Source organism: Rhodococcus sp. 24CO (assembly GCF_050586165.1).
In the GTDB taxonomy this organism is placed as follows: Bacteria; Actinomycetota; Actinomycetes; order Mycobacteriales; family Mycobacteriaceae; genus Rhodococcus_F.
This window is the reverse complement of record NZ_JAZFNF010000004.1, coordinates 546,678-563,196: the sequence shown is the minus strand read 5'-3', so window position 1 is coordinate 563,196 and position 16,519 is coordinate 546,678. Positions and strand designations below refer to the sequence as shown.

Annotated in this window: 13 protein-coding genes; 8 read left to right on the top strand and 5 right to left on the bottom strand. The window is 62.9% G+C overall.

Annotated features, from left to right (window positions below):
• Nucleotides 1–2: 2 nt before the first annotated feature.
• Nucleotides 3–2,537: an ABC transporter permease gene (locus tag V2B23_RS12805; protein WP_430950668.1), complete on the bottom strand. Its 2,535-nt coding sequence runs from the start codon at nt 2,535–2,537 to the stop codon at nt 3–5.
• Nucleotides 2,538–2,541: 4 nt separating this feature from the next.
• Nucleotides 2,542–3,315, bottom strand: a complete 774-nt coding sequence (locus V2B23_RS12800; RefSeq protein ID WP_033236733.1) for an ABC transporter ATP-binding protein — start codon at nt 3,313–3,315, stop codon at nt 2,542–2,544.
• Nucleotides 3,316–3,529: 214 nt separating this feature from the next.
• Between V2B23_RS12800 and V2B23_RS12795 the strand changes: the two genes are divergently transcribed.
• The 4 genes from V2B23_RS12795 to V2B23_RS12780 all read left to right on the top strand — a co-directional run bounded on the left by V2B23_RS12795 (nt 3,530) and on the right by V2B23_RS12780 (nt 8,147).
• On the top strand, nt 3,530–5,092 hold the full coding sequence (locus V2B23_RS12795) for a long-chain-fatty-acid--CoA ligase (RefSeq protein WP_430950667.1): 1,563 nt from the start codon (nt 3,530–3,532) through the stop codon (nt 5,090–5,092).
• Between the two features lie 22 nt (nt 5,093–5,114).
• Nucleotides 5,115–5,516: a YchJ family protein gene (locus V2B23_RS12790; protein WP_430950666.1), complete on the top strand. Its 402-nt coding sequence runs from the start codon at nt 5,115–5,117 to the stop codon at nt 5,514–5,516.
• Between the two features lie 55 nt (nt 5,517–5,571).
• The gene (locus V2B23_RS12785) at nt 5,572–6,159 is read left to right on the top strand and encodes an AMIN-like domain-containing (lipo)protein (protein ID WP_430950665.1); all 588 of its coding nucleotides are present in this window, start codon (nt 5,572–5,574) and stop codon (nt 6,157–6,159) included.
• Nucleotides 6,160–6,248: 89 nt separating this feature from the next.
• Nucleotides 6,249–8,147: an ABC transporter ATP-binding protein gene (locus tag V2B23_RS12780; protein WP_430950664.1), complete on the top strand. Its 1,899-nt coding sequence runs from the start codon at nt 6,249–6,251 to the stop codon at nt 8,145–8,147.
• Nucleotides 8,148–8,223: 76 nt separating this feature from the next.
• Here V2B23_RS12780 and V2B23_RS12775 read toward each other — a convergent pair whose 3' ends face one another.
• Nucleotides 8,224–10,005, bottom strand: coding sequence for a DEAD/DEAH box helicase (locus V2B23_RS12775; protein WP_430950663.1), 1,782 nt, complete (start codon nt 10,003–10,005; stop codon nt 8,224–8,226).
• A 102-nt stretch (nt 10,006–10,107) separates the two neighbouring features.
• Here V2B23_RS12775 and V2B23_RS12770 point away from each other — a divergent pair, with 102 nt between their 5' ends.
• The 4 genes from V2B23_RS12770 (at nt 10,108) to V2B23_RS12755 (ending at nt 14,371) form a co-directional block, all read left to right on the top strand.
• Nucleotides 10,108–10,935 (top strand): carbon-nitrogen hydrolase family protein, encoded by an 828-nt coding sequence (locus tag V2B23_RS12770; protein WP_430950662.1) that lies wholly within the window; start codon nt 10,108–10,110, stop codon nt 10,933–10,935.
• A gap of 55 nt (nt 10,936–10,990) precedes the next feature.
• Nucleotides 10,991–11,632: a phosphoribosyltransferase gene (locus tag V2B23_RS12765; RefSeq protein ID WP_430950661.1), complete on the top strand. Its 642-nt coding sequence runs from the start codon at nt 10,991–10,993 to the stop codon at nt 11,630–11,632.
• A gap of 114 nt (nt 11,633–11,746) precedes the next feature.
• Complete coding sequence (locus tag V2B23_RS12760) at nt 11,747–12,445, top strand: heme peroxidase (protein WP_430950660.1); 699 nt, start codon at nt 11,747–11,749, stop codon at nt 12,443–12,445.
• 138 nt (nt 12,446–12,583) lie between these two features.
• On the top strand, nt 12,584–14,371 hold the full coding sequence (locus V2B23_RS12755) for an AMP-dependent synthetase/ligase (RefSeq protein WP_430950659.1): 1,788 nt from the start codon (nt 12,584–12,586) through the stop codon (nt 14,369–14,371).
• A gap of 75 nt (nt 14,372–14,446) precedes the next feature.
• Here the strand turns inward: V2B23_RS12755 and V2B23_RS12750 are convergent, their stop codons facing one another.
• Together V2B23_RS12750 and V2B23_RS12745 are read right to left on the bottom strand one after the other, a co-directional pair.
• On the bottom strand, nt 14,447–15,817 hold the full coding sequence (locus tag V2B23_RS12750; protein ID WP_430950658.1) for an FAD-binding oxidoreductase: 1,371 nt from the start codon (nt 15,815–15,817) through the stop codon (nt 14,447–14,449).
• On the bottom strand, nt 15,814–16,515 hold the full coding sequence (locus tag V2B23_RS12745; RefSeq protein WP_430950657.1) for a FadR/GntR family transcriptional regulator: 702 nt from the start codon (nt 16,513–16,515) through the stop codon (nt 15,814–15,816). Before V2B23_RS12745 ends, V2B23_RS12750 begins: the two co-directional genes overlap by 4 nt.
• Between the last annotated feature and the right edge of the window lie 4 nt (nt 16,516–16,519).

Here is a 16,519-nt window from a genome sequence, read left to right as displayed (position 1 = left end):
CCCTACAGGTCCGCAATCGCCTCCAGTGGCTTCGTCTTGGCCGCTCGATTGGCCGGCCACAGTGCCGCGAGCACACCGACGATGCCGGAACCGACAAGCATCAACGCAACCTGACCCCACGGAATCGTGATCTGGCCCAGGCCCTGGTCCCGGAGCGTACTGACGAATCCCCAACCGAATCCGATGCCGAGCACGACGCCGACGGCCGCGCCGTAGACCGCGATGAGAACGGATTCGAGGTAGATCGTGCGCCGCATCTGAGCCCGCTGCATACCGACCGCCCGCAGCATTCCGATCTCTCGACGGCGTTCCACAACCGAAAGAGCCAAGGTGTTGATGATGCCCAGAATCGCGATCACCACCGCCAGTGCCAGGAGTCCGTACAAAATCGCAAGCAACGTATTGATCTGCTGCCCTTGGGTTCCCTTGAACTCCTCACGATCCTGAACCTGGACAACCACATACTTTTCCGTGGCCTGCTCGAGTTCTCCGCGCAAGGCTGTCACATCGGCGCCCGGCGTCGCCTTCACCAGAACGGCAAAATCAGGCAGGCTGGTTGCCGGCATCAATGCCTGATACGCCTCGTCCGAGACGATCCACGAGCCGATCAGCTGGTTGTCCTCGAACACTCCCGCAACAACCACCGGGTACTGGGTCCCGTCTGCGCCCGTCAACGTCTGCGTCGATCCGACGGTCCAGCCGTTCTCGGTCGACGTGGTCTGCGAGACCATCATGTTGTTTCCGGACAGATCGGCAGTGCCCTCGACGATGTTGTAATCAAGAACCCCGTCGATCGGGCCGTCCAACGACGCCCCCTGCTCGTCCTGTCCGTTCACAGTTGCCCGAACCCCGTGCAGCGACGTTGCACTCTGCACATCCGGGAGCGCCCGTACTGCGTCGGCTGCGCCTCGCGGCACGCCCACCGCATTGGGCCCGGTCAGGATGTAATCAGCGGTCACGCCCACGTCGATCAGCTCATTGATACTCGCCTTGGCCGAAGAGCCGAACACACCGATGACCGTCACCAGCATCAAGCCCAACGTCAGGGCGAAGGCCGTGGCAGCAGTACGACGCGGATTGCGGACCGCATTGGTACGCGCCAGACGCCCCACCGATCCGAACGGTTTTGCGAAGACAACACCGAGCGCACCCACGATCGGCTGCGACAACGCAGGTGAGCCGAGCAGAACAGCGATGATCAGCGCAAACGCTCCGCCGCCGACGGTCAGCGCCGCGCCCTCACCGGTTCCCCGCGAACCGACGACCACCAGGACAGCACCGAGAACACCGAGAACGGCGCCGACAAGCGTCCGGACACGAAGCGAGTCACCGGTGGAAGCGAACTCTTCGCGCATCGCCGCGACGGGCGGAACCTTGGACGCCCGACGCGCCGGCGCATAGGCACTGAGCGTCGTCACGACAACGCCGACAACCAACGCGACAACGACCGTGCGCGGGCTGACCTGCAACGAACCTTCCGGCAACCCGACGTCGAAGGCATTGAGCAACCCGCGCAGACCGTAGGCCAGTCCGATGCCGGCCAGCAATCCGATGACGCTGCCGATCAATCCGACGATCAACGCTTCGGTGACGACGGAGCGGCCGACCTGAGCCCGGCTCGCTCCCACCGCACGCAGCAACGCCAGTTCACGCAAACGCTGCGCGACGATCATCGAGAAGGTGTTGTAGATGATGAACGTGCCGACCAACAGGGCAATAGCGCCGAACGCCAGCAGGAAGTAGTTGATGAAGCTGAGCGCGGTGTCGACCTCGGCCTTGGTCTCCTCGCGGACCTCGTCTCCGGTCTGCACCTGCAAGTCCGGGAAGGCCTGCGCCACCCGTTGCTGCATCTCGGTCTGCGACAGGCCGGTACCGGCTACGTCGATGTAGTCGACATGCTTACCGTCCGTGAACAGGCTGCGCGCCTGCTCGTCGGTGAACAAAGCTCCGATGAAACCCCCGGTGTCACTACCCGACCCCTCGTAGATACCGGTCACCGTGACGTCGACGATTCCTCTCGCCGGCACCAGTATCCGAGCCTGGTCACCGACCGACAAACCCGCTTTCTCCATCGCACTCGCATTCAATGCGATATCTCCGGCAGCCGCAGGTGGGCCACCTTCCGAGTACGGATCGGGCGGTGTGATCGCCCGCTCTGCCGGCAGGTACGACGTACCGATGCTCGGAGCGCCACCCGTTTGCACGGCACCACCGTCGGCGTTGATCAGAACGATCTGTCCACTCACGGCAGGTGCCACGGCGCGAACTCCGTCGACGGCCGCCAGCTTGTCGACATCCTCGATCGGAACGCCACTGGTGTTGCGATCCGGCATCGACACCCGGACGTCGACGCCCTGAGCAGTGTTCTCGAAAATCGAGTCGAACGTCTTCTGCAACGTATCCGTGAACACAAACGACCCGGCGACAAACGCCGTACCGAGCACCACCGACAACACGGTGAGCGCCAACCGCACCTTGTGCGCCGCCAAGTTACGCAACGACACCTTGCGCATCGGCGAATTGGTTATCGAAGCCATATCGTCAAGCTCCGGCTTCTACGTTGACCGGAACCTGCGGAGCATCCAGACGCTTCATCCGATCGAGAACGGAATCGGCCGTCGGCTCACGCAATTCGTCGACTATCTTGCCGTCCGCCAGAAATACGACGCGATCCGCATACGCAGCAGCGCGCGGATCATGCGTCACGATCACCACGGTCTGACCGAACTCGTCCACCGCGGACCGCAGAATCGACAGAACCTCCCCCGAGGAACGCGAATCGAGATTGCCCGTGGGCTCGTCCCCGAAAATGATCTCGGGCTGACCGGCCAGAGCCCGCGCACACGCAACACGCTGTTGCTGCCCACCCGACAACTCACCCGGCCGGTGATCGAGGCGGTCCTTCAAACCGAGCTTCGTCAGCACATTGTCCAACCACGCCGGATCGGCCTTGCGCCCCGCGATATCGAGCGGCAACGTGATGTTCTCGAGCGCCGTCAGCGTCGGCACCAGATTGAACGCCTGAAAAACGAATCCGATGCGGTCGCGTCGTAGCGCCGTCATCTGTTTGTCCGACAGCCCGGTCAGTTCGGTGTCACCGATGAGCACCGAACCGGAACTCGCCGAATCCAGACCTGCGAGGCAATGCATCAGCGTCGACTTCCCCGAACCCGACGGGCCCATGATCGCCGTGAACTCACCCCGAGCAAAATCTGCGGATACAGCGCTGAGTGCATGCACCTGGGTATCCCCGGTGCCGTACGTCTTGGACAGGCCGACAGCGCGGGCCGCGACATCTTGGGCGTGCGAACTCATGATCGCCTTTCGTCTTCACTTCGGTGTATCGAGCACCCACGGCATGAGGGTGCCAACTGGCTCCGCTCCATCCTGTCGTCTACTCGGCGCCACCGCTATCAGGGACCACCCTGATTTCCGTAGGTGCTCCCCTGAGTTGTCAACGGAAAACACACATGCGGACGCCAACCGCCCACTAGCCTTGTGACACACATCACTCGAGAAAGGTGGTCCGATGTCCGACGCCGCCACTGCAATCATCTTCGATCAACTCGAACACTGGGCGAGCGTCAAACCCGAAGAACCGGCCGTGACGTTCCAGGAAACCACCTATACGTGGGCCCAGTGGCACGGTCGCATCCTGCGCATTGCGGGCGCACTCGCCGAATCCGGAATCGGACCGGGAGACACCGTCGCCTTCCTGGACAAGAACCATCTCTCCTGTCTCGAAATCACCTATGCCGCTTCACTACTCGGCGCCTCGAATGCCATTCCGAACTGGCGGCTCGCCGGCGAGGAACTCGACTACATCCTCGGTGACTGCGGGGCACGCATCCTATTTGTCGGTAACGAACTCCTCCCCCAGGTCGTCGCCATGCGCGATCGCCTCACCGCCGTCGAACTGATCATCGCTGTCGGCAGCGAGAACGACGAATTCGAACCGTGGCTCGACGAAGCCCCGCCGTTGGCCGCTCGTCCCGTAGTCACGGCCGACAGCACAGCCCTGATCCTCTACAGCTCCGGAACGACCGGGCGCCCCAAGGGAGTTCAGCTCACCCACCGAAACCTGTTCGCGCACAGCAACAATGTCCTCGACATCCTGCCGAAACACGATGACGACATATTCCTGGTCGCCATGCCGATGTTCCACGTCGGAGGAACCTGCTACGCCATCATGGCAATTCACGCAGGTGGACGCTGTTACTTCACCCGCGAAGCTGACGGACCGTCGATCTTCGCCGGCCTCGCCGCCGGCGCCAACATCGCATTCCTGGTGCCACCCGTCATCGCCGGAGTCCTGGCTGCAGGCGATCAGGCCGTCGCCGCCTTCCGCGCCTTCAAACGCATCACCTACGGCGCAGCCCCCATGCCCCTGCCTTTGCTGCGAGGAGCGCTGGCAGCCTGGCCGGATACCGAGTTCGTCCAGGTCTACGGCATGACCGAAATGGCCGGTGTTGTCACCGCTCTCATGCCTGACGTCCACCGTGACGAATCACAAGTCGAACGCATGGCATCGGCGGGCACTGCCATTCCGGGGGTCGAGATTCGCATCGTCGATCCCGTCACGCTCGAGGACACCCCCGTCGGAACTGTCGGAGAACTCTGGTGGCGATCGGAGCAATGCACGCCGGGATACCTCAACAAGCCCGAAGCTACTGCTGAAACAATCACACCGGACGGTTGGCTACGCAGCGGCGACATGGGCCGCGCCGATTCCGAGGGATTTGTCTTCATCGAAGACCGCCTCAAAGACATGATCATCACCGGCGGAGAGAACGTCTACTCCCCGGAAATCGAACGAGTACTCGTCGAGCACCCCGCCGTCGCCGAAGTCGCCGTGATCGGCGTACCGGACAACCGGTGGGGCGAAACCGTCAAAGCCGTGGTCGTCCTGCATGCCGACACCCAGATCGCCGAAGCCGAACTGATCACGTACACCCAGGGACGCCTCGCAAAGTTCAAGTGCCCCACCAGCATCGACATTGTCGAGATACTCCCGAGGAATCCGACGGGCAAGATCCTCAAACGAGATCTTCGTAAGCCGTACTGGGACAACCACGAAAGCAAGCTGGTCTGAGTTCGCGTGCTGTAATGGGGTGGTGACCTCACGCCGCCCCATTACCGCCCAACTCTGCCCGTGTGGCACCGGCAATACCGTCGCCGACTGCTGCGGCAAATATCTCGAGGGCGGTGCGTCCGCACCGACCGCTGAAACTCTCATGCGCTCGAGGTACACGGCATTTGCCCTCCTGGACACCGACTATCTGAAGCGGACCTGGCATCCCGACCACCGTCCAACCACACTGGATCTGGACCCACACCAGCGCTGGACTGGGCTCGAGATTCTTTCCACCGAGCGCGGCAGCCTGTTCGATTCGGACGGTACGGTCGAATTCCGCGCCCACTACTCCTACGGAACCGAACGCGGAAACCTCCACGAGCGCAGCAGATTTGCTCGAATCGACGGCAACTGGCTCTACGTCGACGGCGATATCGGTTAGGTAACTCCGCGCACGCCGTCGCAGAGCCACCGACCGAGAGCCCTACGATCGAAGCATGACAACGAACCGGACGAAATCAGTTGCCGCCATCGCTGCCATCATCGTGGGGGCGAGCCTGACCGCGTGCTCACAGACCGCAGAGACCACACCGACTGCCGTCACCACCTCGGTGTCTGCAACCACGAGCGCCGCCGCTGCGGAACCCGCGCCAACCGATAGCTCGGACAAAACCGCCGCGGCCGTCGCCGAATCGAAACTGACCGTCACCGACGTCCGGATCGGCTCGCACGAGAACTTCGACCGCGTCGTGTACGAAATGGGCGGAACCGGAACCCCCGGATGGCGCGTCAAGTACGTCGACGCTGCCGTCCAGGAAGGTAGCGGCAAGCCGATGGAGATTGCCGGCGACGCAATAATCCAGGTGCTGATCGACGGTTCCGCCTACCCGTTCGACAGCGGCGTGGAGCAGTACTCCGGCCCGAACCCCGTCCCAGGAATCGCCGGTGGGGTTGTCACCGAAGTCAACGGGTCGTCTGTCTTCGAAGGCGTCACACAGTCGTTCATCGGCGTAACGGAAAAGCAGCCGTTCTCGGTGACGCTGCTGTCGGACCCCACGCGTGTGGTGGTGGACGTAGCCAAGTAGTGGGCTTGACCTCAAGCACACTCGAGGTTTTACCTTCGTGTCGTACCGGCCGCGTAATCTTCGTGGCCGGCGACCGAAGGGCCTGAGACATGAGTATGGAAGTCACCGCGTGGAACGCGATGTACAACGCGATGCACGCGCAAGACGACAAGCGGCCTTTTTCGAAGGCGACGCTGAAAAGAATCGCGACATTCGCGATTCCGCAGAAACGCAACCTCAGCTGGTATCTCCTGCTGAGTGTGGTGACGGCGGCACTAGCCGTCGCAACACCGGTCCTCGCAGGCCGGGTGGTCAACGCGATAGTCGGCGGCGACGCCGTCAAGGTTGTTGTCATCCTGGCCGTGCTGATCGCGGTTGTGGCAATTCTCGAGGCCGCACTCGGAATGCTGACGCGCTGGCTCTCCGCGAGTATCGGTGAAGACCTGATCTTGCTCTTGCGGACCACGGTGTTCGACCACGTCCAGAAAATGCCTATCGCGTTCTTCACTCGCACGCGCACGGGAGCTTTGGTCAGCCGCCTCAACAACGACGTCATCGGGGCCCAGCGCGCGTTCAGTGACACGCTCTCCGGCGTGGTCAGCAATCTGGTCACGCTGGTGATCACGCTGATCGTCATGCTCGGCATCTCGTGGCAGATCACCGTCCTCGCACTACTGCTTCTGCCGATCTTCGTGATTCCGGCCAGGCGCATGGGTGCCCGGCTGGCGGCTCTCAATCGTGAAGCCGCCAACCACAATTCCGTGATGAGCACCCAGATGACCGAGCGCTTCTCAGCGCCGGGTGCAACGCTGGTCAAGCTGTTCGGACGCCCGTCACAAGAGTCCGTCGAGTTCGCGGTGCGCGCCCGGCGCGTGCGCAACATCGGCGTGCGGACGGCCATGCTTCAATCCGTTTTTGTCACGGCCCTGACGCTCGTCTCAGCCTTGGCTCTGGCGCTCGTCTACGGTCTCGGCGGCTACTACGCCTTGCGCGGGCAACTGGACGCCGGTGCCGTTGTCTCGATGGCATTGCTGCTGACTCGGCTGTACTCCCCGCTGACGGCTCTTGCGAGCGCCCGCATGGACGTCATGAGCGCCCTCGTCAGTTTCGAGCGGGTCTTCGAAGTACTCGATCTCGCGCCACTGATCACCGAGAAGCCCAACGCCGTCGCAGTGCCGGACGGGCCCGTATCCGTCGAGTTCAAGAACGTGAAGTTCGCATATCCGTCGGCGGACAAAGTGTCCCTCGCGTCCCTCGAGGAAGTGGCGATTCTCGACAGCCGCGGCGGCGAGAACGTGCTCCATGATCTGTCCTTCCGCACCGAAGCCGGCCAGATGGTGGCGCTCGTCGGAACATCCGGCGCCGGTAAATCCACCATCGCCCAAATGATTCCGCGCCTCTACGACGTGGATTCGGGTTCCGTCGAACTCGCCGGCGTCGACGTCCGCGACCTCAGCGCCGACTCCATCCGCGAAACCGTCGGTATGGTCACCCAGGACGGGCACCTGTTCCATGAGAGTCTGCGATCCAACCTGCTGCTCGCACGACCGAATGCATCCGAGACCGAACTCCGCGAAGTCCTCGAGCGTGCCCGCCTCACCGCTCTGGTCGCGTCACTGCCGGAAGGACTCGACACCGTTGTCGGCGAACGTGGCTATCGACTATCCGGCGGCGAGCGTCAACGCCTCACCATCGCGCGGTTGTTGCTCGCCCAACCTCGCGTTGTCATCCTCGACGAAGCCACCGCCCATCTGGATTCGACGTCCGAAGCTGCCGTTCAGGAAGCACTCGGCGAGGCTCTTGCCGGCCGGACGGCAGTCGTGATCGCGCACCGCCTGTCCACCATTCGCGCTGCCGATCTCATCCTGGTTGTCGAAGCGGGCCGCATCATCGAACGCGGAACGCACACCGAACTGCTCGCTCACAGCGGTCGGTACGCCGAGCTGTACCGAACCCAATTCAACACCGGCAGTAAAGATTCCCACGATCTCGCGCCCAGCACCCTCTGATACGAAAACCGGATACAAAAACAGGCGCTGCTCCCCCGAATCGGGGTGCAGCGCCTGTTAGTTTTCGAGACGAAGATCAGCTGTCGTAGCGATCGCGTCCGCCACCACGGCTGTCGCGTCCGCCGCGGTCGTCACGTCCACCACGGTCATCACGACCACCACGGCCGCTGGGGCGTCCCTGCGGCGGGCCGAAGTCAGGCTGCAACTGGATCAAGACGCCCGAGATGCGGGTCCGCCGCAGGGCTTCGAGAGTCTCGTTGGACAGATCTGCCGGCAACTCCACGATGGAGTGGTCGGGACGAATGCTGATGTGTCCGAAGTCGCTGCGACGCAAGCCGCCTTCGTTGGCGATGGCACCGACGATGGCACCCGGCACCACGCGGTGACGCTTGCCGACTGCAATGCGGTACGCCGCCAATTCCTGGCCCTCGGGTCCACGCGAACGCGGAGCCGGACCGTCGTCGAAGCGGCGCGGTGGACGCGGTTCGCGCGGCTCACGCTCACGACGCGGCGGTGCCGGCGGCTCGGGAGCGAGCAGGAAAGCGTCGCCGTCACGCGACTGCACTGCCAAGGCGGCAGCGATGTCGATGAGCGGAACATCGTGTTCCTGGTCGTAGTCCTCGATCATCTTGCGGAACAGCGCCAGGTTCTCCGATGCCAGGCTCTCGGTGATGGAGTCACCGAACTTGGAAACACGCTGCGCGTTCACGTCATCGACGCTGGGCAACTGCATCTCGGCCAGCGGCTGGCGGGTTGCCTTCTCGATGGACTTGAGCAGATGACGCTCGCGCGGAGCGACGAACAGCAACGCGTCACCCTGGCGTCCGGCGCGACCCGTACGGCCGATGCGGTGAACGTACGACTCGGTGTCGTGCGGGATGTCGTAGTTCACGACGTGCGAGATGCGGTCGACGTCCAGGCCACGCGCAGCGACGTCGGTGGCCACGAGAATGTCGAGGGCACCGTTCTTGAGCTGACCGATGGTCCGCTCACGCTGCGTCTGCACGATGTCACCGTTGATAGCGGCAGCGGAATGCCCGCGAGCGCGCAGCTTTTCGGCCAACTCTTCGGTGGCCTGCTTGGTGCGGACGAAGATGATCATCGCCTCGAAGGCCTCGACCTCGAGGACACGGGTCAACGCGTCGAGCTTGCGCTGGTGCGCGACCTGGATGTATCGCTGCGTGATGTTCGACGCCGTCGAGGTCTTGGACTTGACCGTGATCTCGACCGGGTTGTTCAGGTACTGCTTGGAGATGCGACGGATAGAACCGGGCATCGTCGCGGAGAACAGGGCAACCTGCTTCTCGCTGGGGGTGTCGCGGAGGATGCGCTCGACGTCCTCCTGGAAACCCATCTTGAGCATCTCGTCGGCCTCGTCGAGAACGAGGTACTTGAGGTTTGTCAGGTCCAGAGTGCCCTTTTCGAGGTGGTCGATGACACGACCGGGCGTACCTACGACAACGTGCGCACCGCGGCGCAGGCCGGACAGCTGGACACCGTAGCTCTGGCCGCCGTAGATCGGCAGGACGTTGAGTCCGGGGATGTGCGCGGAGTACTTGCCGAATGCCTCGGCAACCTGCAACGCGAGCTCACGTGTCGGAGCCAGTACCAGTGCCTGCGTCTGCTTGATCGACGTGTCGATCCGCGACAGGACGGGAACCGCGAAAGCAGCCGTCTTACCGGTACCGGTCTGGGCAAGTCCGACGACGTCCTTGCCTTCGAGCAGCGGCGGAATGGTGGCAGCCTGGATCGGCGAGGGCGACTCGTAGCCCACGTCAGACAGTGCCTTCAGTACCCGATCATCGATGTCGAGGTCGGCAAATGTTGGGGGTTCGGGGTCACGCTCAATATCACTCATTTGACCAGCAGTTTAGCCGAAGGAGTATAGACACGAGAACCGACCTGCTGAACTATTCCGGTGGATCCGCGTTCACCGGGCGTTTCGCCTAGCGTAAGAAGCATGACTGAAGACACCGCCAACAGCCCCTCTCGGACCGTCGTTGCCGTTGCACAGTTCGCTCCCGATATGAACAAGGAGGCGAACCTGAAGTCACTACACACCTTGGCGGCCGATGCCGCTGGTCAGGGCGCAAAAGTACTGGTCGCTCCCGAGTACTCGATGTTCACGCCGCCACGCAGCGACGAGCGCCTGATCGAGGCCGCCGAGGACCTCGGCGGTGACTTCGGAACCGGGCTGTCTGCCATTGCCGCAGAGTTCGGGATCTTCGTAGTCGCGGGAATGAACGAACGTCTGCCCAACGTGAGCAGGATCTCCAACACGCTCGTCGCGATGGACCCGCGCGGCGATTTGGTCGCCACGTATCGCAAGCTTCACCTCTACGACGCGTTCGGTTACCTCGAATCGGCAGTGATCGCACCTGGGGAGATCGAGGACCCCCAGACCTTTCAGTGCGACGGCTTCACATTCGGCCTCCAGACCTGCTACGACCTCCGGTTCCCCGAAGTCACCCGCAGGATCGTCGACGCCGGCGCTGACGTCCTGCTCCTGCCGGCGCAGTGGGTACCCGGGCCGTTGAAGGAAGACCACTGGACCACGCTGGTCCGGGCGCGCGCGATCGAAAACACCATGTACATCGCCGCGGCGGACCAAAGCGCGCGCGGCGGCGCCGGTGCCAGCATGATCGTCGACCCCATGGGTGTGGTGCTGTGCTCACTCGGCGAGCAGGTGGGTGTGGCCGCGGCGCAGGTCAGTCGAAGCCGAATCGACGAGGTCCGCGAAAAGAATCCGGCCCTCTCACTGCGGCGGTTCACAGTTACCGAACGGTGACGGGAGAACCGAGTAGCGTCGGAAGTATCGAGGTCACACCTCAATCAGGACAGCTATGGCACAGTACCGAGACCGATTTGAAGCAGGCCGGGCCCTTGCTGCGATGTTCGCCCGGTCGCTGGACGCCGCGCGACTCCACGATCCCGTCGTTCTCGGACTGCCGCGCGGCGGCGTTCCTGTCGCGGTCGAGGTCGCGTCGGCACTGGATGCACCGCTCGACATCCTCGTTGTACGCAAACTCGGTTCCCCCCGAAATCCCGAATTGGCTCTCGGTGCCATCGGCGAGGGTGACACTCGCGTACTCAACCACGACGTGATTGCCGCCGAGCGGGTATCACCGCAAGCGCTCGCGCGGGTGGAAGAGTCCGAGCGCGCAGAACTCGAGCGCCGGGCACACCTGCTCCGGGCCGGTCGCCCGGCAGTTCCGCTCAGCGGGCGAACGGCCGTCATCGTCGACGACGGAATGGCGACGGGAGCGAGTGCCGCTGTGGCGTCGGTATGTGCCCGTGCGCAGGGTGCAACGGGAGTGATCGTTGCCGTCCCCGTGGCATCACCGGAATCGATCCGCCTGCTTGCCGATTCGGCCGACCGCGTCATATGTCCCTTCGTTCCGGCGATACTCGGCGGGGTCGGCGCGGCCTTCGACGATTTCCATCAGCTGACCGACGCCGAGGTCGTTGACCTGCTCGAAGGATGAAACTTCTCGACGTTTCAGAAAAATTGTGTGATGTGTGCAACATTTTGCGCCTCGGTGCCGATAGCCCGTGTGGAGCAGAAACGACATAGGCACAGAAGTTTTCCGGAGGACATCGTGAGCATTTCGACCGACACCGTCGACGTAGTCGCAGCAGCCTGCCGCGACCGATTAGGCGACCCCTCTGCGTGGGTGGCGTCGGACGCCTACCGCGCGAGCCTGGCCCTGTGCATCATCGAGTCCGTGCAGTCCAGTTGCGGCCACAGTGAAGTTGCCGTCGTCGACCGATACCTCGCCTACCGTCAAGCTCGTGAATCCTTGCCCGTGACCGACGGCGCACGCGAACTTCTCCGAACCTTCGAGGAAGCGGGCAGTTCCGACCAGTGGGCCGGCAAGATCGGCTCGTACAAGCGTCGATACACCGCGACCGGCGTACCGATCGAGGCGCGACACATCCAGCAGGTCGCTGAGCGCCTGCATCATCTACACATCAACTCTGTCGAGGATCTTCTCGCTGCAGCTGATTCCGATCACGCCCTCGACTCCGTCAGGCAAGCCTGGACCGAAGCGTGCGGCGACGACGCGGAAGTGACCTGGGCGCATCTGCTGATGCTGGCGGGCATTCCCCACATCGATCTCGGCACCGCCGCCCACACATTCATCAGCACGACACTCGGCACGACGGAACCGCTGACGGATGCGGCCGAGATCCTGGCAGCAACCGCGGAGCAACTGGGAGTGGATTCAGACAGATTGGACTACGCAATCAGGCGCTGGCTGTCGATTCACGGACGGTCGCTGGAGAGCGCGGCATAAGTAACCCGCAACGTTCGGTAACACCAATTCCCTGGTCGGACCTCAATTGGATCTACCGAATAGTAACGACAGTGCAAAATAACGACTAATGTGATGCAATGCACATCGAAGTTATCGGTTGTCACTGGAGGGGTCAAAGTGCGTGAGTTTTCAGTTCCACAGACGTTCACAATTCCGGAGAACGCGTCCATGGCGGATTCCGTGTTCCGGCACGCCAGCGAAGACCCCACATTCGTGCCGTTCCAGCGCCTCGTCAACGGCGCGTGGGTCGATGTCACGGCAGCCGAATTCGCCAAGCAGGTCTCGGCTGTAGCCAAGGGTCTGATCGCGTCGGGAGTCGGGCTCGGCGACCGCGTCGCTATCCTCTCGGCAACGCGCTACGAGTGGGTTGTCACCGACTACGCGATCTGGACTGCCGGCGGCTGCACGGTCGCCATTTACGAAACCTCTTCCCCCGATCAGGCACAGTGGATCCTCGAGGATTCGGCTACGTCTTTGCTGATCGTCGAGACTGCCGATCACGCCACGAACATCAAGGACGTCACCGAAGCCGCCCCGGCGCTTCGTGAGGTCCTCGTCATCGAATCGGGCGCTCTCGAAGACCTGACGAGTCGCGGCGCTGCAATCACCGATGAAGAACTCGAAGCCCGTCGTCACCAGGTCACGGCCGCATCGCCGGCAACATTGATCTACACCTCCGGCACAACTGGCCGTCCCAAGGGCGTCCAGCTGACGCACGCCAATTTCTACGCAGAGTCCGCGGCCTGCCGCCTGGCCATGCCGGAATCCATGATTCCCGGCAAGAAGACACTGATGTTCCTGCCGCTGGCTCACGTCTTCGCGCGGGCAATCTCCTTCGGCGCCTTCGACTCCAAGGTCACCGTTGGCCACACGTCGGACCTCACGACACTCCTCGAGCAGTTTGCCGTGTTCAAGCCGACCTTCATTCTCTCGGTTCCGCGAGTATTCGAGAAGGTGTACAACTCGGCACGCCAGAAGGCAGTTGACGGCGGCAAGGGCAGCATCTTCGACAAGGCCGCAGCGACGGCCATCGAGTACAGCGAAGCGCTCGAAAAGGGCGGCCCCGGCATCGCGCTCAAGCTCAAGCACGCTGTGTTCGACAAGCTTGTGTACTCGAAGCTGCGTGCGGCCCTCGGCGGCGACTGCGAACGGGCAGTCTCCGGCGGCGCTGCACTCGGAGCCCGCCTGGGTCACTTCTTCCGTGGCGTCGGCATCCCGATCTACGAGGGCTACGGCCTCACCGAGACCAGCGCCGCCCTCACGGTCAACACCTCGGCCGCGCAGCGCGTCGGAACCGTGGGCAAGCCGATCAACGGTCATGCCGCTCGCATCGCAGACGACGGTGAACTCCTGGTGCAGGGTCCGGTGGTTTTTGCCGGCTACTGGCATAACGAGAAGGCCACCGCAGAGTCGATCATCGACGGCTGGTTCCATACCGGTGACCTCGGATCGATCGACAACGAAGGCTACGTCTCGATCACCGGGCGCAAGAAAGAAATCATCGTCACCGCAGGCGGAAAGAACGTCGCTCCGGCCGGTCTCGAGGATTCACTCCGCGCCCACGCTCTGATCAGCCAGTGCCTCGTGGTCGGTGACGGCCAACCGTTCATCGGCGCACTGATCACACTCGACCTGGAAACCCTGCCCGGCTGGGTCGAGCGCAACGGCCTGCCGGCCGGAAGTCCCATCGCTGATCTGATCAAGAATCCCGATCTCATCGCCGAAATCGACTCAGCGGTCGCGGACGCGAACAAGAAGGTCTCGAATCCGGAGCAGATCAAGAAGTACACGATCCTCGAGGTCGACTTCACCCAGGAGGGCGGCGAATTGACCCCGACGCTCAAGCTCAAGCGCAACATCATTCACGAAGCACACAAGGGTGCGATCACGGACCTGTACGCCTGATCTCCCAGCAAGCATGTGGCCCGGTTCGCCAATGATTCACATCGTTGGCGAACCGGGCCATTTCTATATGACTGCTCAGATACCGCGACCGGGGTTCAGGATGTTTCTCGGGTCGAAGGCGGCTTTCACCGAGAGCATCAACTCACGTTCGACGGAGCCGATCATGTCGGACATGTACGGCGCCTTGAGAACTCCGATGCCGTGCTCACCGCTGATCGTGCCGTCCAGTTCGAGTGCCGCGTGCACGATGTCGTCGAACGCCCCACGCGCACGATCCTGCGCGCCCAGTTCCGCGGCGTCGAACACGATGGTGGGATGGAGATTTCCGTCAGCGGCATGACCGAAGGTTCCGATGGTCACCGAGTGCCGCTCAGCAGCTTCCTGGATACGTTCGAGCATTCGGGGCAACGCCGGTACCGGTACGGCGACGTCGTCGAGCAACACGGTTCCCATCGCCTCGAGCGCCGGCAACGCCATACGACGCGCAGCGGTGAACGCGTCGCCTTCCTCGGGATCGTCGGTGTGGAACACCTCGGTTGCGCCGACGCGCGTGCAGGCCGCCGCGCAGTCTGCCGCTTCCTGCGCGGCGGATCTACCGTCGCACTGAATGAGAAGCATCGCCCCTGCCGATTCGTCGAGACCCATTCTCGTGAATCGGTTTACAGCGTCGATGGTCACCGCGTCCATCAATTCCATCTGGCACGGTTCGGCCACCGCGGCAACGGCCAGGACCGCCTCGATCGCTTTCTCCGCCGAGTCGAAGAACGCAACAACCGTGGTTGCAGCGGTGGGCGCGGTCCGCAATCGCATCGTGGCTTCGACAATGACGGCAAGCGTTCCCTCGGAACCAACCAGGAGATGCGTCAGATCCAGACCTGCCACATTCTTGCGGGTTTTTGCCCCGGTGTGGATCACGCGGCCGTCAGCGAGAACTGCGGTGAGTGCCGCGACATGATCACCCGTGACACCGTATTTCGCGCAACATATACCACCGGCATTGGTGGCCAAGTTACCGCCGATGCTCGAGATAGCCCGACTTCCCGGATCCGGAACATACCAAAGACCCTGTGCCCGAGCCGCATCCGCAAGATCGCCGTTGATCACGCCGGGCTCCACTGTTGCCGTGCGGGCCGCGGCATCGATCTCGAGAATGCGATTCATACCCGCGACACTGAGCACAATGCACCCGTCGAGAGCGTTGGCAGCGCCAGCCAAACCGGTTCCCGCACCGCGGGTCACGACCGGAATGGAGAGTTCGTGGGCAACCGTCATCGTCGCGGCGACGTCATCGACGGACGTTGCCTTGACGAGAGCCGCCGGAACACCGGCCGTGGTCAGCAAGGATTGGTCCCGGGTATAGGCGCCCATCCGATCGGGATCAGTGGTGGCCTTCTCCCCCAGCACTTCCCGTAGTCGCTCTCCCAGCATGTCCACCGTCGTCGTCATTCCGTGTGTCCTTCGTAGAAACCGCGTACATGCTTCTCGACAAGCTGTGCCGCATAATCGGATTCACCGGCCGCAATCGCGTCAGCGATGGCTTCGTGCTCCGCAAGCAGGCACCGCAGCGTGGCCGCCGAGTCCTCGATCGCCGCGAGTTCGCTCATCAGATAGCCGGCGATACACTCCCGCAGAACCGTCATCACCAACACAAAGGCGCGGTTCCCACCGGCGCCCGCCAAGGCGACGTGAAAGTCGACATCCGCGTCGTGGAACGCAGACACGTTGTTGTTCTCGGTGGCCCGACGCATCTCCTCGATGGCAACGCGCGCAGCGCCCGGAACCTCGCGGACACCGCGCAGTGCCGACGCTTCGAGGAGCACCCGCAATTCGACCAGGTCCGGAAGCGGAACAGCGCCCACCTGCACAGCTGTACTCAAAGCGGTGGCTGCAGAATCAGCAGTGTTCTCGTGCGTCACCTTGGGACGAGCTGTCGACACAGTGTCGGCACCGGTCACAAGCCCCTGCGCCTGAAGTACGCGCAGCGCTTCGCGAACTGTGGAGCGGCCCACCGAAAACGTCTGTGCCAGTTCCTGCTCCGTGGGCAAGGACTCGCCGACCGGCAAAGATCCGTCGAGAATCGCGTCTCGGAGCCTGCCAGACACGGCAAGGCTCAGCGGAATACGCGCGAGCGGAGTTGTGTCCATGCCG